Consider the following 19,351-nt stretch of genomic DNA (forward strand, 5'->3'; position numbering starts at 1 on the left):
CCATCGTCTTACATGACGGGGGAAGAGGAGACTCACAAGTGAGGACGAAGCCGACTATGCGCAAGAGACTGCTTCGCTCGGTGCTTGCTGCCGCTCTCTCTGCCGTCGCGGTCATCGGGGTGATGGGTTACTCCGGCGTGCAGGGTGATACCCGGGCGGACAGCCATTGGCCGGCGAGTGTCACGAGCGATGTCCTGGCGGACAGTCACTGGCCGGCGATCGTCGTGGACTCGGAGCGCTGACGTGACCACTCCACCCGACGACCGCTCCTTCCGCCGCGAGATGGCCACCGCCTACCGCTCCGGCTGGCACTTCATCGACCTGGTCACCGCCATCCCCCACAACGGTGACTCGCTGATGGTGACCGTGTTCGGAGAGCCGGTCGTCGTCACGCGGGACGAGGACGGAGACGTACGGGCGTACCGATGTCTGCGGCGGCCTCGGGGGGCGCCGCAGCCCGTCCGGTGCGCCGTACGGTACGGAATGATCTTTGTGAACCTGGACCAAAGGGACCACCAGCAGGTGGAGGCCGACTCCCCTGCCCCGAGGACCATCTCTGCCACCCCCCGCAGTGCCTGACGCGATTCCCCCGTCGTAAAAGATCGCTCAGGTACTTCCCCCCGCAGCGGCGTCACCGTGACCTGAACACGGTGACGCCGCTGCAGTTTTCGGCGACATTTCCGGGTATCACCGCACGCGCGCCGTGGCTGGAACCAGTCGGTCCGCGGTGTGGATATTCACTTCTGTCAACCTCGCCCCATGGCTCGCGTCAGCTGGATCTCGATGACCACGCGCGCCGGATTCGGCGACGGCGTCCTGCCGTAGCGCTCCGCGTAGCGCCGCTCCGCCTCCGCCACCCGTTCCGGGTCGCCGTGGACGAAGGCCCGGCCCTCCAGCGTCGCCCATCGGCGGCCCTCCATCTGGCAGACGGCGACAGCCGCCCCCTCCTCCCCGGCCGCCCGCACGTGCCGCGCCTTCGCGCTCGCCCTGTTGGTGATCACTCGAGCCAGACGTGCCGCGGGATCGTATGTGACCCCGACGGGTACTACGTGCGGAGTGCCGTCCGGGCGGAGAGTCGTCAGGGTGCACACGTGCCGTTCCCGCCAGAAGCTGAGGTACGGCGGGTCCGGAGCGCCCGGATCCACGGAGTACTTGGTCGCCATGCCCCGGAACTTAGCTTCCCCGGACCTCCCGGACCGGCCTTGAGTGGAATAGACTCAACTTTGTGCACGTTGACTGAGTCAGTCTGACTGCCCTGTGGACGTGACACCCCGCTGCACGCAAGGAGGAGAACGCGAACGTGGACGCCGAGCTGACCAACCGGAGCCGGGACGCGATCAACGCGGCCAGCAACCGGGCCGTGACCGAGGGACACCCCGACCTCACCCCCGCCCACCTGCTCCTCGCGCTGCTCCAGGGGCAGGACAACGAGAACATCACCGACCTGCTCGCCGCGGTCGACGCCGACCAGGCGGCCGTACGCGCCGGGGCCGAGCGCGTGCTCGCCGGGCTGCCCAGCGTGACCGGGTCGACGGTGGCGCCGCCGCAGCCCAACCGGGAGATGCTCGCCGTCGTCGCCGACGCCCAGGCCCGCGCCAAGGAGCTCGGGGACGAGTACCTCTCCACCGAGCACCTGCTCATCGGCATCGCCGCGAAGGGCGGCTCGGCCGGTGACGTGCTGTCCCAGCAGGGGGCCGACGCCAAGAAGCTGCAGGCCGCCTTCCAGAAGACGCGGGGCCAGCGCCGGGTGACCACGGCCGACCCCGAGGGGCAGTACAAGGCCCTGGAGAAGTTCGGGACGGACTTCACCGCCGCCGCGCGGGAAGGCAAGCTCGACCCGGTCATCGGCCGGGACCAGGAGATCCGGCGCGTGGTGCAGGTGCTGTCGCGGCGGACCAAGAACAACCCCGTCCTCATCGGCGAGCCCGGCGTCGGCAAGACCGCCGTGGTCGAGGGGCTGGCGCAGCGGATCGTCAAGGGGGACGTGCCCGAGTCCCTCAAGGACAAGCGGCTCGTGGCGCTCGATCTCGGCGCCATGGTCGCCGGGGCCAAGTACCGGGGTGAGTTCGAGGAGCGGCTGAAGACCGTCCTCGCCGAGATCAAGGACTCCGACGGGCAGATCATCACCTTCATCGACGAGCTGCACACCGTCGTCGGGGCCGGTGCCGGCGGCGACTCCGCCATGGACGCCGGCAACATGCTGAAGCCCATGCTGGCGCGCGGCGAGCTGCGCATGGTCGGCGCGACGACGCTCGACGAGTACCGCGAGCGGATCGAGAAGGACCCCGCCCTGGAGCGGCGCTTCCAGCAGGTGCTGGTCGCCGAGCCGACCGTCGAGGACTCCATCGCCATCCTGCGCGGGCTCAAGGGGAGGTACGAGGCCCACCACAAGGTGCAGATCGCGGACAGCGCGCTGGTGGCCGCCGCGTCGCTCTCCGACCGGTACATCACCTCCCGCTTCCTGCCCGACAAGGCCATCGACCTCGTCGACGAGGCGGCCTCCCGCCTCCGCATGGAGATCGACTCCTCGCCCGTCGAGATCGACGAACTCCAGCGCGCCGTGGACCGGCTGAAGATGGAGGAGCTGGCGATCGGCAAGGAGACCGACGCGGCCTCCCGGGAGCGCCTGGAGAAGCTGCGCCGCGACCTCGCCGACAAGGAGGAGGAGCTGCGCGGCCTCACCGCCCGCTGGGAGAAGGAGAAGCAGTCCCTCAACCGGGTCGGTGAGCTGAAGGAACGCCTCGACGAGGTGCGCGGCCAGGCCGAGCGCGCCCAGCGCGACGGCGACTTCGACACCGCCTCCAAGCTGCTCTACGGCGAGATCCCCGCCCTGGAGAAGGAGCTGGAGGCCGCCTCCGAGGCCGAGGAGGAGGTCGCCAAGGACACCATGGTCAAGGAGGAGGTCGGCGCCGACGACATCGCCGACGTCGTCGCCTCCTGGACGGGCATCCCGGCCGGGCGGCTGATGGAGGGCGAGACGCAGAAGCTGCTGCGCATGGAGGACGAGCTGGGCAAGCGGCTCATCGGCCAGACCGAGGCGGTGCGGGCGGTGAGCGACGCGGTACGGCGGTCCCGTGCCGGGATCGCCGACCCGGACCGCCCCACCGGCTCCTTCCTCTTCCTCGGCCCGACCGGTGTCGGCAAGACCGAACTGGCCAAGGCCCTCGCCGACTTCCTCTTCGACGACGAGCGGGCGATGGTGCGCATCGACATGTCGGAGTACAGCGAGAAGCACAGCGTGGCCCGGCTGGTCGGCGCCCCGCCCGGATACGTCGGCTACGAGGAGGGCGGCCAGCTCACCGAGGCCGTGCGCCGCCGTCCGTACTCGGTGGTGCTGCTGGACGAGGTGGAGAAGGCGCACCCCGAGGTCTTCGACATCCTGCTCCAGGTGCTGGACGACGGACGGCTGACGGACGGCCAGGGCCGCACGGTCGACTTCCGCAACACCATCCTGGTGCTGACGTCGAACCTCGGCAGCCAGTTCCTCGTCGACCCGATCACCAGTGAGGCGGAGAAGAAGGAACAGGTCCTGGAGGTCGTACGGAGCTCCTTCAAGCCGGAGTTCCTCAACCGCCTCGACGACCTGGTCGTCTTCTCCGCGCTGACCAAGCCCGAGCTGGAGCGCATCGCGAAGCTCCAGATCGACCGCCTGGCCAAGCGGCTCGCCGAGCGCCGCCTCACCCTCGACATCACCGAGGGGGCCCTGGCCTGGCTCGCGGAGGAGGGCATGGACCCGGCGTACGGCGCGCGCCCGCTGCGACGGCTCGTCCAGTCGGCCATCGGGGACCGCCTCGCCAAGGAGATCCTCTCCGGGGAGATCAAGGACGGCGACACGGTCCGGGTGGACCGTGTCGGGGACGAGCTGATCGTCGGGCCGGCCACGGGCAAGACGCTGTAGGGCCGTACATCACGCCGGAGGAGGGTGGTACCCCGCACCTGAGGGTTCCGGCTGACCGGATCGTGTCAGCCATGGGCTTAGCGGGGTAGTCGGGGCTTGCCACCCCCCTCCCCGCATGGGGGAGGATGGCGGAATCCGTACGAAGGGAAATTCACGGTGACCATCGACCCGTCCTCGATTCCGAACTTCGGGGGCCAGCCAGAGCCGGAGCCCCAAGGACCGGCGGGCCCCGTCGTCCCGGATCAGGACCTCGTGAAGCAGCTCCTCGACCAGATGGAGCTCAAGTACGTCGTCGACGACGAGGGAGACCTCGCGGCGCCGTGGGAGCAGTTCCGCACCTACTTCATGTTCCGGGGTGAAGGAGACCAGCAGGTCTTCTCCGTGCGGACGTTCTACGACCGGCCCCACGGGATCGAGCTGAAGCCGCAGCTCCTGGAGTCCATCGACGACTGGAACCGCCGCACCCTGTGGCCCAAGGTCTACAGCCACACCCACGACGACGGCACGGTCCGCCTGATCGGCGAGGCCCAGATGCTGATCGGCATGGGCGTCAGCCTTGAGCACTTCGTCTCCTCGACGGTCAGCTGGGTGCGGGCCGCGATCGAGTTCGACAAGTGGCTTGTCGAGCAGCTCGGTCTTGAGCAGGAGATCAACGAGGCGGAGAAGCCCGAAGACGACGAGTAGGCCCTCCCGCAGGGCCCCGCACGGCGCGTCGGCGCGTACGAACAGGTACGTGCTGCACGCGCCGTTTGCCTTTTCGTGAACGGGCGGACCCAGCCCGGCGCCGATGTTTGCGATGAGTAGAGTGAGCCGCAAACTGAAGATCGCAGGAGAAGGGGGCAGGGGGTGCGCCGGTTACTGGGCGTAGCGATTGTGATGGCGGGGATGGGTCGGAAGGAGACCGGGAGCATCCCGGCGGTCACCGACCAGGACACACCGGAACGTGACACCCCGGCCCCTGCGCCCGTTCCCCAAGCGGCGGGGTGAGGGCGATGCGCACCGTCCCCACCTGCATCATCGGCAGCTCCCACGCCGATCCGATCGTCACCGGCGGGCACGATCCCGACAAGTACGCGGAGGTGGGCTCCTTCACCAAGGTCATCACCGGAACCATCCTGCAGCAGCTGGCCGGGCAAGGTGTCCTCACGGTCGACGACCCCGTCGAACGATGGCTCGACGTCCCGTCGGGAACCGGCATCACCCTGCGCCACCTCGCCGAGCACACCTCGGGCCTGCCTCGCCTGCCTCCTGGCATCTCCCGCCGCGACCCGTACCGGGACTTCACCGCTGACCGGCTGCGCCGGCTGCTCGCCGGTCTCGACCGGCTCACCGAGGGCCCCGCCGGCGAGCGCGTGGAGTACTCCAACTTCGGCTACGCGGTGCTCGGTGCGGCGCTGACCGCGGCGACGGGACAGGAATACGACGAGCTCGTCGCGGTGCACGTGCTGTCCCCGCTCGGCCTGCCGCGAGAAGCCATGACCGCCCGGCCGCCCGAGCACAGCAGTCTGCTGCCGACCGGATGGTTCGGCCGCCGGGTGAAACCGTGGACCATGACGGGAGCCATCCTGCCCGCGGGCGGCCTGTGGGCGAGCCCTCGCACGCTGTCTCGTGTGCTGACCGGTCTCGTACTCGACCGTTCGCTCGGAGAACCCGGCCTCGGCTGGCAACGTTCGGGGCCGCTGCCCCTGATCTGGCACAACGGGGCGACCGGCACGGCGTCCTGCTTCACCGGCGCCGTGCCTGACGGCCGCTGGACGGTGGTCCACCGTCTGAGCGGCTCGCCCGACGGGACGGACCGCACGGGCCTGGAATACCTGCGCTCAGCGCAGCCCCCAGTGAATCCAGAAACGGGCACATGCGTGCACACATCCGAGCTGCCGCCGTAACGGGCATCAGCGCCGTCCTGCTCGCCACGGCGGCCTCGGCTGTCGCCGCGGAGAGCGCCGCGGCGGCGGGCCCCGTTCCCTGGTAGGCCGCGTACGCCACCGCTTCCGCCTGCCCCCTTGACTTCTCTCGGGCGCCCGCGACACCCCAAAGCGGCTGCCAGGTGCGGCACTTCAGAGCTTCAATCTTCACGTAAGGTTCACAAGTTTGCTAAGTTGACCATCGCGTGCACGACTTCCATCGATTGGCGGGTGGTCTCGTGCGCTTTCGGAACGGAAGGAGCGCCCTGCCCATGGCGTCGGAACGAATCACGCGCCCCGAGGCGACCGACTTCGCGAACAGGGCCGACTCCCGTGGTGAATGAGAGCGAGGCCCCGAGCCCCGACGAGGTCCGCAGGCGGATCAACAGCCTCTACGACCGGGCCGAGAACGACACGGGCAAGTTCAACGCGACCCGCGCCGCTTCCGCCGCCTCGATCCCGCGCCAGCGGGGCGCGTCCCCCCGCGGCCAGGCCCAGGAGGACATGGGTCCCGCGGCCGGGACCTTCACCCGGAAGTGGTTCAACGCCGCGCGTACCAACGCGGGCCCGACCCTGGCGGCGACGCTGCCGGCCGACAGGTTGCCGGCCCGTCCCGACCGCGCACTCGAGTCCGCGCTACCGGCGCGCCCGGCGGAACGCCCCGCGGAACCCCTCGCCCTCGAAGCACCCAAGGCGCCCAAGGCGCCTGCCGGCGTTGCCCGGGAGCTGACCGCCGGAACGGCTCAGGCACCGGCCACCGGATCCCTCCCGGAGATGCCCGCCCAGCGTGGATCCTTCCCGGAGATCCCCGCCCAGCGTGTCGCACCGGCGCTGCCGGGCGAGTCCAGGCCGGACGGGAGCGCCCGGCTTGACGACGGCGCACTGCCGGTCCTCGGCGGCGGCGACGCGGCGGCGTGGCCGCTGTACGAGCCCGCACCTGCGCCCGCCCCGGTGTCCAGCCCGCTGCCCGATCCGCTGTCCGATCCGCTGTCCGGCCCGCTGCCCGGTTTGCAGTCCACCGCGGCGATGCCCACCGTCCCGGACCCTGCCGCGGGTGCTCTCCAGGCGGACCTTCCGACCAGCGTGATGGAGCCGTACGGTGCCGGACCGGCGACCGACGCGACTACGACGTATCCCACGGCTCTGCCGACCGACCCCACGGCCTACTACGCCCCCGCTCCCGCGGCGGACCTGACCACCGCGACCTATGGCGCCGGCCTGCCGGACGTCGCCGCGTCCGCCCTGGCGGCTCCTGTCCCGGCGGCCCCGGCCCTGGTGGTTCCTGCTCCGGTGGCTGCTGCTCCGGCGGCTCCCGCTCCGGTGGTGCCCATCGAGCCGTCCGCCGCCGCGCCCGCCCCCTCCACCGCCTTGGCACCTGGCGCCACCGGAGGCTCCTGGCTGTCGCAGGACGCCGGCCACAGCACCAAGGCCGAGCGGGTGGTCGCCTTCGCCCGGGCGCAGATCGGCCGGCCCTGCGTATGGGGCGCAGTCGGGCCGGGATCGTACGACGCCCCCGGTCTCACCCAGGCCGCGTGGAAGGCAGCCGACGTCACGCTCCCCCGGACCACCCAGGCCCAGTGGCAAGCGGGAATGCAGGTCCCGCTCGCCGACGTCCAGGTCGGAGACCTGGTCTTCTTCCACGACGACCTCGGTCACGTCGGCATCTGGAGCGGCGACGGCATGATGATCCACGCCCCGGGCCCCGGAGCGCTCATCCGCGAGGAGTCGGTGTTCTTCGCCGGCCAGTCGGCGATCAGGGGCGCGGTCCGCCCGGCCTGACGTCAAGCTCCTTCAAGGCAAAGCTCAGCCCACACCGTCTTGCCCACCGGGCGGCGGGGCGCCGACCCCCAGCGCACGGCCAGGGCGTCCACCAGGAGCAGTCCCCGGCCGGACTCGCCTTCGGGGCACGATGTCGGCGCCGCCGCCGGAAGCCGCTTCGCGGCGGCGGCGTCCGCGACCTCGACACGCAGCAGGCCCGCTGCCCGGTCGAGGGCGAGCCGGAGACCGAACTCCCGCCCGGGGACACGGCCGTGCTGTACGGCGTTCGCCGCGAGTTCGCCGACGACGAGGGCGACGGCGCAGGAGGTGTCCGACGCCGACGGGTAACCCCGTTCCTCCATCCACCGGACGGCGTGCCGCCGGGCGAGCTGCGCACCATGCGGGGAGGAGGGGAACCGCGCAGTGAGCGGCTGGAGTTCATGCTCGTCCCCCGGGGTGGCGATTTCTGTCAGCACGGCCTGTTCGTCCCTTTCCGTCGAGCCGAAGTGTTTCGCAACGCGCACGAGTCATCACGTTCCGTACTCAAGGATCGGCGGATCGTCCTACGCTCGACAGGTGGTACAGCCTTACTTTTGAGGCAGTAAGGAACGGAAGTGATGCCTTGGCCAACGGAATTGACCCCAGTGCGTCGATGGCGGCGCTGTTCGGTGCGCGGGTGCGCAGACTCCGGACGGCGGCGGGACTGACGCAGGCCGAGCTGGGCGACCGGACACACGTGGTGAGCACGCGGATCACACAGGTCGAGCGGGCGTCCGGGGCGAAACCGACGCTGGATCTGGCGCGAGCGCTGGACGCGGCCCTCGGTGCGGACGAGTTGCTCGTTGAGCTGTGGCCGCACGTGTACCGGGAGGCGTTTCCGGACTGGTCGCGGAAGTTCATGGAGTACTCGGAGCGGGCGGTGGCCATCCGCGAGTACGCGGCTCATGTGGTGCCCGGCCTGTTGCAGACCGAGGACTACGCCCGTGCGGTGCTGCGCGTCGGTCGGACGCTCGGCAGCGAGGAGCAGTTGGAAGAGCGGGTTGCCCTTCGCATGGGACGGCAGGAGCGGCTCCGCACGCCCGGTCGGCCCGAGCTGTGGGTGGTGCTCGACGAGGCGGTGCTCCGGCGTCCCGTGGGGGGACAGGTGGTGATGCGTGAGCAGTTGGAGCGACTGCTCAGGACCAGGAGGGAACCCCACATCACCGTGCAGGTACTGCCGTTCGCCCAGGGAGAGCACGATGTCTTGGGCGGTTCGCTCACGGTGCTCACCATGCCCGACGGCTCGGAGGTCGCCTACACGGAAGGCGCGCACTACGGCCAACTCGTCGAGGATCCGGCCGAGGTCAGGAGTTTCGCTCTGACTTACGATCGGCTGCGGGCGGCAGCTCTGCCCCCGCTCATGTCGCTCGACATGATCCGATCCGTGATGGAGGACAACCACCGTGGAGCGAAGGTCCCGTCCCGATCTGAACGGCGCCGCCTGGCGCAAGAGCAGCTACAGCAATCAGGAGGGCGGCAACTGCGTGGAGGTGGCCGACGGATTCCAGGGGGCCGTCGTCCCCGTCCGTGACAGCAAGGCCCCGCAGGGCCCGGCGCTGTGCTTCGAAGCCGCCGCCTGGGCCGCCTTCATAGGCGAGTTGAAGGCCGGTCGCGGCCGTTCCTGAGGCAGCCGGCCTCCGGTCGCCGTCCGTCTTCCGGGCTCACCGGGCCCTTGTCCGCGAGGGCCCGGCGGGCCGCTGACCTCCGGAAAGAACCGGGGAAAGAACTACCCGCCCACCCACCCTCCCGGCGCCGGAGGGCGGCCGTCACCCGTGCGAGTGACCGGCTTGCAGCGGCGGGTAACGGGCCGTTACGTTCGCGGCGACAACCTCACACAGACGACGGCCCCCGGCCGGGACGGCAATCCCGATCGAGGGCCTGACCGATCAGGAAGAAAGCCCCTTCCCGATGGCTGACTCGCAGTCTAACGCGCGCCTGCGCGCCGACGCCGGAGCTCCGACCTCCGGCGTGATCCACGTACGCACCCGGCTGACGGCCGACTTCACGGTGCTCTCCAACGCCCTCGTCCAGCGACGCGGCAGCGCGGTCACGATCGGCGTCGCGGCGTACATCTCCTCCCTGCCGGACGGCTCACCCGTGAGCATCGCCGCCCTGTGCGAGCACTTCAGCGAGGGCGAGATCCTCATCTCGCGGGCGCTCAGGGAACTCGAATCCGCCGGGTACCTGGAGCGCCGCCGCGAACGGACGCCCACCGGGCAGGTCCGTACCCGGACCTACTTCTACGACGTACCCGGCGGTGCCCCCGACGACGGACCGCCCGAGCCGCCCCGGCCCCGGCCGACATCCCAGGAAACCCCGCCCCCGCAGGAGGCGGCGCCCGCACTCGCCGACCGCGACCCCGAGGCCGTCGCCGTGCTGACCGCCCTGCGCCGGATCGACCCCCGACTCGTCCTCTCCGCGCAGGAGGCCGCCCGCCTGGCTCCGGCCGTCGCCCAGTGGCTCGCGGCCGGTGTCGGACCACGGGAGATCACCGAGCTGCTGACCGCACGGCTCCCCGACCGTTTCCGCGCCCGACCGGCAAGCGTCCTCGCCTTCCGCCTCCGCGAAACGCCGCTGCCCGCACCGCCCCCCTCGCCGGGCGAGCGCCCGGCCGTCCTTCCCTTCCAGACCTGCGACGGCTGCGAGCGCGCCTTCCGAGCCCCGGAGCCCGGACACTGCCGGAGCTGCCGTGACCGCCTTGGCGAGGAACACCTGCGTGCGGCCGGTTGAGTTGGTGGAGGGGCTCCGTTGGTGCAATGACACTTTGCAGAACGCGAACCGCACGAACGGTGCGCCCTCCTCGGCAGGGCGCGGACTCCAGGCCTGCGGCCAGCAGGTTCCGCTTGGCCAGCAGGTCGGCCCGGAAGTTGGTGAAGTAGGACTCGGGGAGTGACAGCGCCTCGGTGACGGCGTACTGGAACGGGCCCCTGAGCAGTGAGCCGTTGTGTACACATGGGACACTCGGTACACTTGGGTGTATGACACAGCCCATGCCGATAGAGTCCATCCGCGATGTCCGGGCGCACCTGGCCGAGGTCGTGGAGCGAGCCGACCGAGACGACGTACCTACCGTCATCACCCGGCGCGGCAAGCAGGTCGCCGCCGTGGTGTCCATCGAGGTGCTGCGCAAGTACCAGGAGTGGGAAGAGCGCGAGATCAACCGGATCATCGACGAGCGCATGGCCAACCCGGCACCCGGCATCCCGATCGAGGACATCATGAGGGAGACGCTGGCGCGCAGTGAGTGAGTACCGCACCGTCTTCCGAGCCGAGGCTCAGGCCGAACTCCGCAAGGTCCCGCGAGACATGGCCCTCCGCATTTTGGCCAAGCTGACTGAGCTGGAGAGCGACCCGACGGGATTCAACACCTCGGCCCTCGTCTCCCAGCCCGACCGCCGCCGCCTCCGGGTGGGCGACTACCGCGTGATCTACACGATCGACAACGGCGAACTGGTGGTGTGGGTCGTACACGTCGGGCATCGCTCCACCGTCTATGACACCTGAGCGCTCCTCCGGGCGTGTGAGGCACGGCAGGCAACGAGGAGAGGAATGCGACGACCGGCCCTATAGGGCAGCGGTCAGTGCGCGAACGCCTTGCGGAGCCGCTCTGCCGCCTCCTCCAGCACCCCCGTCCGCTTGCAGAACGCGAACCGTACGAACGGGGCGCCCTCCTCGCGGTGGTCGTAGAAGACCGCGTTGGGGATGGCGACGACACCCGCGCGTTCCGGCAGGGCGCGGCAGAAGGTGAAGCCGTCGGTCTCGCCGAGGGGGCGGATGTCGGTGGTGATGAAGTACGTGCCCGAGGGGCGGTAGACCCGGAAACCGGCCTCCTCCAGGCCCGCCGCCAGCAGGTTCCGCTTGGCCAGCATGTCGGCCCGGAAGTCCGTGAAGTAGGAGTCGGGGAGTGACAGCGCCTCGGCGACGGCGTACTGGAACGGGCCCGCCGAGACGTACGTCAGGTACTGCTTCGCCGAGCGCACGGCCGTGACCAGCTCCGGGGAGGCCGTCACCCAGCCGACCTTCCAGCCGGTGAACGAGAACGTCTTGCCGCTGCTGGAGATGGTGACCGTGCGCTCCCGCATCCCCGGGAACGTCGCCAGCGGCACGTGCTCGGCGTCGTCGAAGACCAGGTGCTCGTACACCTCGTCCGTGACCACGAGCAGGTCCCGCTCCACCGCGAGCTCGGCGATCGCTGCCAGCTCCTCGCGGGTGAGGACCGTGCCGCTCGGGTTGTGCGGGGTGTTGATCAGCAGCAGCCGGGTGCGGTCGGTGACGGCGTCGCGCAGTTCGTCGAGGTCAAGGCGGAAACGGCCCTCGGCCTCGTGCGCGTGGAGGGTGACCGGCACCCGGCGCCCGCCCGCCATCGCGATGCACGCCGCGTACGAGTCGTAGTACGGCTCCAGGGCGATCACCTCGTCCCCGGGCTCCACCAGGGCCAGCAGGGAGGCCGCGACGGCCTCCGTGGCCCCGGCGGTGACCAGGACCTCCGTGTCGGGGTCGTAGGACAGGCCGTAGCGGCGCCGCTGGTGGGCGGTGACCGCGGCGCGCAGCTCGGGGACGCCGGGGCCGGGCGGGTACTGGTTGCCGCGGCCGTCCCGCAGGGCCCGTACGGCGGCCTCCCTGACCTCCTCGGGGCCGTCGGTGTCGGGGAAGCCCTGCCCGAGGTTGATGGCGCCGGTGCTCAGGGCCAGGGCCGACATCTCGGCGAAGATCGTCGTCCCGAACTCGGCGAGCCGGCGGTTGAGGAGGGGGCGCGCGCTGGAGGTCATGCCGGTCATCCTGCGCCGAAGCCCCGGCCTTCCTCAACCGACCGGTCCGGAATCCCGGCGACTACGCTACGGCGGCACCAGTGGGCCCGTGCCCTGCGCCGGTCCCGCGCTGCCCTTCTCCAGGAAGCAGAGACGGCGATGCCCCTTGGACAGCCCCGCCCGGGCGATGTGACCGCTCCCGCGCCACTTGCGATCCCCGTGCCCGAACGCGGGATCCACGACACCGCTCCCGCTGCCTCCTGGCGGGATGGTTTCCTCACCGGCAGCGGGGAGTACGGAGCGGTGGTGTACGGGGGGCCCGCGCTGGAGAGCGTGATCTTCAACTACCACCGGCTGGTGCTGCCGAACGGTACCCGCGAGGTCACGCCCCCGGTGCTGGCCGGGCGCCTGGAGGCCGTGCGGGACAAGGCGCTGGCCGGGGACTACGCGGGAGCGAACCGGGACTTCGCCGCGGGGTGGGAACTGCTCTGGACGCAGATGTACCACCCGGCGTACGAGCTGCGGATCGCCGACGCGGACGAGGACGCGGACACGGACACGGACGCGGACACGGGCGGTGTCGGCGGATACGTCCGGACCACCGACTTCCGCACCGGTGAGGTGACCTCCGCCTGGGCGGACGGCCGCGGCACCTGGACCCGCCGTCTCTTCGCCTCCCGCGCCGACCGGGTCATCGTCCACGAGATGGTGCCGCCCCCGGGCGCGACCATCGACGTCACGCTGAGCGTGCACACGGCGCTCGACGACGCTCCGACCGCCCACGGGGCGGGCGACGACCTGCACACCCGGGTGGACTTCGCCACTCTCGCCACGGTGGCCGACGGCTCGGGATGGCTCAATCTGCGCGGCACCTACCCGGAAGGGCTGGGAGCGTACGGCTACGAGGGCGTCACCCGCGTCGTGCCCACCGGGGGCACGGTCGGCGTGAGCGGGGCGGCCGTCGTCGTCACCGGGGCGGAGCGGCTGACGCTGCTGACCCGGCTGGACCGGTACGAGGAGGCGGGCGTCTGGGACGGCCGGCCGCTGCACGCCCGGCTGGCCGCGCTGGAGGCCGACTACCGGGTCCTGCTGGAGCGGCACAGCGCGATCCACACGGAGCTGTACGACCGTTCCCGTCTCGATCTGCGGATACCCGAGGCCGACCGGCGGCTGCCGGTCTCCGAGCTGCTGGAGCGGCAGAAGGCCGCCCCCGGAGTGATCGATCCCGCCCTGCTGGAAAGGCTCTACGACTCCGGCCGCTACCTCTTCCTCAGTTCCAGTGGCGTCCTGCCGCCGAGGCTGACCGGCATCTGGAGCGGGTCCTGGAGCAGTGCGTGGGCCGGGGACTTCACCACGGACGCCAACGTCAACCTCCAGGTGGCCCAGGGCAGCATGCTCGACCTGACCGAGGTCATGGAGGGCTACTTCGGCCTGGTGCTGGGGCAGCTGGAGCACTGGCGGACCAACGCGAGGAACCTCTACGGCGCTCGCGGCTACCTCGCCCCCTCCCGCACGGACGGCGAGTACGGGCACATGCTCCACTTCGACAACGGCGACTTCCCCGGCCACTGCTGGACCGGCGGCGCGGACTGGCTGCTCCAGCCGCTGCTGGAGTACTACGAGATCACCGGCGATGAGGAATTCCTGCGGGACCGGCTGGGCCCGGCGCTGATGGAACTCGCGCTCTTCTACGAGGACTTCCTGAGCCGCACCGACGCGCACGGGAAGGTGGTGTTCGTGCCGTCCTTCTCGATGGAGAACTGGCCCGGCGACACCGGCGTGTGCCTCTCGGTCAACGCGACCGGTGACATCTCCGCGGGCCGGCACGCCCTGACGGCCGCCGTCCAGGCCGCCGACGCGCTGGGGGCCGAGCAGGGCGAGGGCGAGGGCGTGGAGCGCTGGACCGCGCTGCTGGCCAGGCTGCCGGACTACGCGGTCAACGAGGACGGCGCCCTGGCCGAGTGGTCCTGGGACGGCCTGGCGGACCGCTACGACCACCGGCACATCCAGCACCTGTACGCGGCCTGGCCGCTGCACGAGATCAACCCGGAGGAGCGGCCCGACCTCGTGGCCGCCGCGCTCAGGGCGCTCGAGATGCGCGGCGACCAGAACCTGTCCGCGCACGGCAGCCTGCATCGCGCCCTGGTGGCCGCCCGGCTCAAGGACGGCGCCGGGGTGTACGCCAACCTGCTGAAGATCATCGGCAATGACATGCTCCACCGGTCGCTGATGACCTCCCACAACCCCGGTCTGGACGTCTACAACGCGGACGCCGCCAACACCCTGCCCGCCGTGCTGGCCGAGGCGCTGCTGTACAGCAGGCCGGGTGTCCTGGAGCTGCTTCCCGCCTGGCCCGAGGCGTGGGGCAGGGGCACGATCACGGGCATCCGGGCGCGGGGCGGGATACGGGTGCACAGCCTGGAGTGGGACCTCTCCGCGCGCAGCGCCGTGGTGACCCTCACCTCGGACACCGCCCAGGACCTCACACTGATCAGCCGTCGCTGGACGGCGGACGTCACCGTGTGCGCCGACGCCACCGCGTCCGTGGACGTCGCCACTTCCGCGGACGCGGTCACTTCCGCGGAGGTCGTCGCCTCTCCGCTCGGCCCGCACGCCAGGCGGGTCGCTCTGGCCGCCGGGCGGCGGACCCGGATCACGGTCTCGGGCTGACCGCCCGGCGCGGGCCGTTCCCCCGAAGGCCTGAGGGACCCTCAGAACTTGCTCAACTCTGCTTTGGGCCGCTCGGCAGGCGGGCATCTCCCGGTCACGCAAGAGCGAGGCGCCCACGGGGGGCCGCTTCGGGGGAAACGGAAGGAGGGTGGCGCCATGATCGTCGGCATCATCCTGATGGTGATCGCAGTCGTCCTGATCGGGTCGCTGGTGGCCAAGGCCCGCAGGGGCGGATCCAGCCGTTCCGGGCGGACGACGCGACGCGGGGCGGCGGCGTCCTCCGGTTCGAGCGGCGGCGGCAGCTGGTGGGCCGGCGGGGGAGACTCCGGCTCGTCCGGCGGCGGACACCACGGGGGACACTCCTGCGGCGGCGGCTCGTCCTGCGGAGGCGGGTCGTCCTGCGGCGGGGGTGGTGGAGGTGGGTGCGGCGGAGGCAGCTGACCGGCTACGCCGGCCGGCCGTCCCCGACGGGGAAGCCGCATCCATCGAGCGCGGGGTCCGCACCTGGGGCGGGCCCCGCGTTTCACGTGCCCGCCGTTCCGCTCCGTTCCTGCTTCCCGGCCAGGGGATTCACCGAACGCCAGTCGGGCGACTCCACGTCCATTCGGGCACCTTCTCGAACCGGTGGGACGACGTCGACCGAACGACGCGGGGCGCGGGCGTGACTCCGGCAACTGCGCCCGTCAAGCGGCCGCTTCGGGAACCGGCCGGAATCACGGACACCCATGTGCCACGGCTGCGCGCCTGAGTCACAACGCACCGGCGCACGCCTCCCCGGTAACGGCGCACGCCGTCGTTGAACAGTTGAGCTGTGGAGCCCTCTGAGGGATGGAAACCCTACGAACTTGGGTAAAAACGCTGTGACGGCGCCACAGTTCATGATTCCCTCTCAATCACCAACGCAGCCCCTCGGACGTCCTGCGGACATCTTCTGAAACCGGCCGACTGGGCTGACCCGGGCCGACAGCCCCCGGTGCGGCCGGGGCGCGGCGGACCCACCTCCCTCTCCTTGTGTGCTTGCGGAGCCGATCCATGCTCACGACCCTGACCACCTCCTACACCGACACGCGCGCGGCCGATCTCGCCTGGGCCCTGGGACGCGAGCCGCTTCCCGCACTGGCCACGCTCGATCTCGAACTGGCGGGCACCAAACTGCAGTTGCGGCTCCTCGGCGCGTCCCACCAGGTGCTGCTGGAGGAGGAGCGGGGCATCTGCTCGGAGACGGTGGCCTGCATCCCGGGCAGCAGCACCCCGCTTCCGCTCGGCGTCGCCAAGCGGGTGGGCGACTGGGAGTACGAGTTCGCGGCCCGGGTCGAGGCGCTCTCGCCGCGGGCCTTCGCGGACCGCGCCCAGGAGCTGCTGGCCCTCGTCTGCGACCACCCGCACGGCCTGGCCGGCGTCTTCCCCGGCAGCCCGCACGCCTTCACGGCCCTGCTGGCCCAGCACCGCGAGGGACAGCTGCACTGGCGGACCTGGCACGCCTACCCGCAGGACGGTCAGTTGGTGGCGACCCGCACGAGGGTCGGCGTACGCGCGCCGGCGGTGGCCGCCCTGTAAACCAGCACCACACGTGTGGGTGACAAAACGCAGTGGAGACGTGACGTAACGTCGCAGCGTGATCGAGCCGCACGCGCCCGCCCCGCCCGGTTCCCGGCCGCCCCGGAGCGCCCCGGGCGGCCCCGGCGGCCCCTGCGGCCCGGTCCGGCTGCCCGTCCGGCCCGGCACCGGACGGTTCCTGGTCCTCGCGGGCGTGTTCGTCTGCGCGGCCTGCGGACTCGTGTACGAACTCGAACTGGTCGCCCTCGCCTCGTACCTGATGGGCGACTCCGTCACCCAGGCGTCCGTCGTGCTGTCCGTCATGGTCTTCGCGATGGGCATCGGCTCCCTCGCCGCGAAGCGGCTGCGCCGGCTCGCCGCGGCCGGCTTCGGCGCGGTCGAGGCGACCCTCGCCCTCGTCGGAGGGTGCAGCGCCATGGCCCTGTACGCGGTCTTCGCCTGGACCGGCGACTGGGGCGGGATGTGGGCCAGCGGACCGCGCTGCCTCCTCGTCGCCTTCTCCCTCGCGACCGGACTGCTCATCGGCGCCGAGGTCCCGCTGCTGATGGAGCTGATCCAGCGCATCCGCCGGCAGGACGCGGGCGGTGCGGTGGCCGACCTGTCCGCCGCGGACTACGTGGGCGCCCTGGTCGGCGGTCTCGCCTTTCCCTTCCTCCTGCTGCCGTTCCTCGGGCAGCTGACCGGCGCGCTGCTCACCGGCGCCGTCAACGCGGTCGTCGGCGGTGCGCTGGTGCTCGGCCTGTTCCGCCGGGACCTGACCCGGCGCGCCCGCCGCCTGCTGCTGGCCGGCAACGTGCTCGTGCTCGCGGTGCTCGCCTCGGCCGCCGTCCTCGTCGACGACTTCGAGCGGGCCGCCCGGAACGCGGTGTACGGCACGGACGTACGGGTGGCGCTGCGGACCGGCGTGCAGGAGGTGGTCCTCACCGGCGGCACGGACGGCCGGCCCCTCGGCCTGTTCCTCGACGGCCGGCTCCGGGTCAGCGGGCGCGACGAGCTGCGCTACCACGAGGCGCTCGTCCACCCGGCCATGACCGGGCCGCACGCGCGGGTGCTGATCCTCGGTGGCGGCGACGGCCTCGCGGCCCGTGAGGTGCTGCGGCACCCCGCGGTGGACCGGGTCGACGTCGTCGAACTCGACGAGGAGGTGGTGCGGCTGGCCCGCACCGACCCGGCCCTGTCCGCGCTGAACCAGCACGCCTTCGGCGACCCGCGCGTGCACGTGAGCACGCAGGACGCCTTCGGCTGGCTGCGCGGAGCACCCCCGATGACGTACGACGTGGTCGTCTCGGACCTGCCCGACCCGGGCATCACGGCGAGCACGAAGCTGTACTCGCAGGAGTTCTACGGCCTCGCGCGGCGCGCACTGGCCCCCGGCGGACGGCTCGTGGTGCACGCCGGGCCGGTCGCGTCCAGCCCCCGGGTGTACTGGACGGTGGAGGCCACCGTCCGCGCCGCCGGCCTGCGCACCGCCCCGTACGGGACAGGCGGCCGCCACGCCGGTTTCGCCGTCGGGCCCGACCGCACCGCGGACCGCTCCCGGGCACCCCGGGACTGGGGTTTCGTCCTGGCCGCCCGCACGGAACCGCGACCACGGCTCGACCCGGCGGCGCCACGGCCGCACGTCCTCACGGAGGCCTCGCTCGCGGCGGGGGAGCGGGGGGCGCGCAGCACGCGGATAGCGGGACTGCCGGCGTCGACACTGGTGCACCCGCGGTACTGACGCGGCACCGCCGACGGCGCGGAGGGTACGCCTGGTGGGGGCGGATCGGAGGCGGATCGGGGACGAATTCATGAGGCACGGGTGCGATTCGGTTCGTGCTGGGTAGAGTCCGTCCCCATGGAGCACGAGGTGTTCGTTCCGGTCCCGGCCGAGCGGCTCAGGGAGGTGCTGGACGACCCGGCGCAGGTCGCCCGGGCGGTGCCCGGGCTCCAGCAGGACGCCGGCGTCGAGCCCGTCGCCGGACGGCTGAAGATCCGCGTCGGCGGCCACTCCGTCACGTACCGGGGCGCCGTACGGATCTTCCGGCGGGACAACGGGGCGTACGACGTCGAGGGCGAGGCCGAGGAGTCGCGCGGCAGCGGCTCGGTGACGCTCGCGCTGCGGATCGCCCTGCGGGAGGCGGAGGACGGCGCGACGGTCGTCTTCGAGGGGACGGCCGCGGCGGACGGGCGGATCAAGGACCTCCCGGCGGACCAGGTCGACGGCGCCGTCACCCGCCTGCTCAGCCGTTTCGCGGAGCACCTGGCCGAGGCGGCACCGGAAACCACCACGTCCCTCGCGACCCAGGACTTCGAACCCCGGGCCACGACGGACCACGAGACGACCCCCGACGCGGACGACGAGGCACCGCCGCCGGAGGGAACGGCCGACGGTGCGCGGACCGGAGCGGACGGGGCCGAGGAGCCCGGGGCCGCCGAGCCCGGGGCCGAGGAGAGGGCCGCTGACGATCCCGGCCTCGCCGAGGAGCCGGCGGCAGCCGGGCGGCCCTCCGCCTTCGACACCGGCGTCCCGGCGTCCTCGCCCGGACCCTCGGGGGACGAGGACCAGGGCGACGACGGGATCGCCGAGGCGGCGCACGCCCGGCGGACGATGATCGGGCGCAGTGCCGAGGAGGTGGACCACGCCCCGCCACGCGGCCGGTACGCGCCGGTGCCCGCGCCGCAGACCGTGACGGCACCGGCCCCGCTGCGCTGGGCGGCCCCCGCGGCGGCGCTCGCGGTGGCGTCGGCCATCGTGGCGGTCCGGGCCCTGCGCAGGCGCCGGTGAAAGCACCTCG

At 71.7% G+C, this 19,351-nt stretch carries 18 protein-coding genes and 1 pseudogene; 15 read left to right on the forward strand and 4 right to left on the reverse strand.

Features of this window, described 5'->3' with window-relative positions; translation table 11 throughout:
* Positions 1 to 243 precede the first annotated feature (243 nt).
* Positions 244 to 579 (forward strand): Rieske (2Fe-2S) protein, encoded by a 336-nt coding sequence (locus IE212_RS14225; protein ID WP_190198170.1) that lies wholly within the window; start codon positions 244 to 246, stop codon positions 577 to 579.
* A 167-nt stretch (positions 580 to 746) separates the two neighbouring features.
* Here IE212_RS14225 and IE212_RS14230 read toward each other — a convergent pair whose 3' ends face one another.
* Entirely contained in the window at positions 747 to 1,163 is a 417-nt protein-coding gene (locus IE212_RS14230) for a pyridoxamine 5'-phosphate oxidase family protein (protein ID WP_190198171.1), read from the reverse strand.
* 137 nt (positions 1,164 to 1,300) lie between these two features.
* Here IE212_RS14230 and clpB point away from each other — a divergent pair, with 137 nt between their 5' ends.
* The 4 genes from clpB to IE212_RS14250 all read left to right on the forward strand — a co-directional run bounded on the left by clpB (position 1,301) and on the right by IE212_RS14250 (position 7,581).
* A complete protein-coding gene (gene clpB, locus IE212_RS14235) occupies positions 1,301 to 3,898 on the forward strand; it encodes an ATP-dependent chaperone ClpB (protein WP_190198172.1) in 2,598 nt (865 codons plus the stop codon).
* 156 nt (positions 3,899 to 4,054) lie between these two features.
* Positions 4,055 to 4,582: a YbjN domain-containing protein gene (locus IE212_RS14240; RefSeq protein WP_190198173.1), complete on the forward strand. Its 528-nt coding sequence runs from the start codon at positions 4,055 to 4,057 to the stop codon at positions 4,580 to 4,582.
* A 308-nt stretch (positions 4,583 to 4,890) separates the two neighbouring features.
* Positions 4,891 to 5,784 (forward strand): serine hydrolase domain-containing protein, encoded by an 894-nt coding sequence (locus IE212_RS14245; protein WP_190198174.1) that lies wholly within the window; start codon positions 4,891 to 4,893, stop codon positions 5,782 to 5,784.
* Positions 5,785 to 6,135: 351 nt separating this feature from the next.
* A complete protein-coding gene (locus IE212_RS14250) occupies positions 6,136 to 7,581 on the forward strand; it encodes a C40 family peptidase (RefSeq protein ID WP_229864301.1) in 1,446 nt (481 codons plus the stop codon).
* 2 nt (positions 7,582 to 7,583) lie between these two features.
* On the opposite strand, the gene IE212_RS14255 is transcribed toward IE212_RS14250, so the two are convergent.
* Complete coding sequence (locus tag IE212_RS14255) at positions 7,584 to 8,036, reverse strand: ATP-binding protein (RefSeq protein ID WP_190198335.1); 453 nt, start codon at positions 8,034 to 8,036, stop codon at positions 7,584 to 7,586.
* Positions 8,037 to 8,212: 176 nt separating this feature from the next.
* Between IE212_RS14255 and IE212_RS14260 the strand changes: the two genes are divergently transcribed.
* From IE212_RS14260 to IE212_RS14265, 3 genes are all read left to right on the forward strand, one after another.
* Positions 8,213 to 9,130: a helix-turn-helix domain-containing protein gene (locus IE212_RS14260; protein WP_190198334.1), complete on the forward strand. Its 918-nt coding sequence runs from the start codon at positions 8,213 to 8,215 to the stop codon at positions 9,128 to 9,130.
* Positions 9,090 to 9,224: a DUF397 domain-containing protein gene (locus IE212_RS34930; protein ID WP_229864324.1), complete on the forward strand. Its 135-nt coding sequence runs from the start codon at positions 9,090 to 9,092 to the stop codon at positions 9,222 to 9,224. The genes IE212_RS14260 and IE212_RS34930 overlap by 41 nt, the downstream gene beginning before the upstream one ends.
* A 283-nt stretch (positions 9,225 to 9,507) precedes the next feature.
* Positions 9,508 to 10,329, forward strand: coding sequence for a hypothetical protein (locus IE212_RS14265; protein WP_190198175.1), 822 nt, complete (start codon positions 9,508 to 9,510; stop codon positions 10,327 to 10,329).
* 79 nt (positions 10,330 to 10,408) lie between these two features.
* Here IE212_RS14265 and IE212_RS34935 read toward each other — a convergent pair.
* Positions 10,409 to 10,525, reverse strand: a pseudogene (locus tag IE212_RS34935) (aminotransferase class I/II-fold pyridoxal phosphate-dependent enzyme); the annotation flags it as partial.
* A gap of 52 nt (positions 10,526 to 10,577) precedes the next feature.
* On the opposite strand from IE212_RS34935, the gene IE212_RS14270 reads away from it, so the two are divergent.
* Positions 10,578 to 10,847, forward strand: coding sequence for a type II toxin-antitoxin system Phd/YefM family antitoxin (locus tag IE212_RS14270; RefSeq protein ID WP_107466709.1), 270 nt, complete (start codon positions 10,578 to 10,580; stop codon positions 10,845 to 10,847).
* Positions 10,840 to 11,103, forward strand: coding sequence for a type II toxin-antitoxin system RelE family toxin (locus tag IE212_RS14275; RefSeq protein ID WP_190198176.1), 264 nt, complete (start codon positions 10,840 to 10,842; stop codon positions 11,101 to 11,103). The genes IE212_RS14270 and IE212_RS14275 overlap by 8 nt, the downstream gene beginning before the upstream one ends.
* A gap of 74 nt (positions 11,104 to 11,177) precedes the next feature.
* On the opposite strand, the gene IE212_RS14280 is transcribed toward IE212_RS14275, so the two are convergent.
* Positions 11,178 to 12,377, reverse strand: coding sequence for a pyridoxal phosphate-dependent aminotransferase (locus tag IE212_RS14280; protein WP_190198177.1), 1,200 nt, complete (start codon positions 12,375 to 12,377; stop codon positions 11,178 to 11,180).
* Positions 12,378 to 12,506: 129 nt separating this feature from the next.
* Between IE212_RS14280 and IE212_RS14285 the strand changes: the two genes are divergently transcribed.
* The 5 genes from IE212_RS14285 to IE212_RS14305 all read left to right on the forward strand — a co-directional run bounded on the left by IE212_RS14285 (position 12,507) and on the right by IE212_RS14305 (position 19,341).
* On the forward strand, positions 12,507 to 15,017 hold the full coding sequence (locus IE212_RS14285) for a glycosyl hydrolase family 95 catalytic domain-containing protein (RefSeq protein ID WP_190198178.1): 2,511 nt from the start codon (positions 12,507 to 12,509) through the stop codon (positions 15,015 to 15,017).
* 156 nt (positions 15,018 to 15,173) lie between these two features.
* Complete coding sequence (locus IE212_RS14290) at positions 15,174 to 15,458, forward strand: hypothetical protein (RefSeq protein ID WP_190198179.1); 285 nt, start codon at positions 15,174 to 15,176, stop codon at positions 15,456 to 15,458.
* A gap of 591 nt (positions 15,459 to 16,049) precedes the next feature.
* Positions 16,050 to 16,574 carry a DUF2617 family protein gene (locus IE212_RS14295; protein ID WP_190198180.1) on the forward strand — a complete coding sequence of 175 codons (525 nt, stop codon included), beginning with the start codon at positions 16,050 to 16,052 and terminating at the stop codon, positions 16,572 to 16,574.
* Positions 16,575 to 16,632: 58 nt separating this feature from the next.
* On the forward strand, positions 16,633 to 18,294 hold the full coding sequence (locus IE212_RS14300) for a polyamine aminopropyltransferase (protein ID WP_190198181.1): 1,662 nt from the start codon (positions 16,633 to 16,635) through the stop codon (positions 18,292 to 18,294).
* A 117-nt stretch (positions 18,295 to 18,411) separates the two neighbouring features.
* On the forward strand, positions 18,412 to 19,341 hold the full coding sequence (locus IE212_RS14305) for an SRPBCC domain-containing protein (protein ID WP_190198182.1): 930 nt from the start codon (positions 18,412 to 18,414) through the stop codon (positions 19,339 to 19,341).
* Positions 19,342 to 19,351: the final 10 nt, after the last annotated feature.

This window comes from Streptomyces djakartensis, from assembly GCF_014651075.1.
Classification (GTDB): domain Bacteria; phylum Actinomycetota; class Actinomycetes; order Streptomycetales; family Streptomycetaceae; genus Streptomyces; species Streptomyces djakartensis.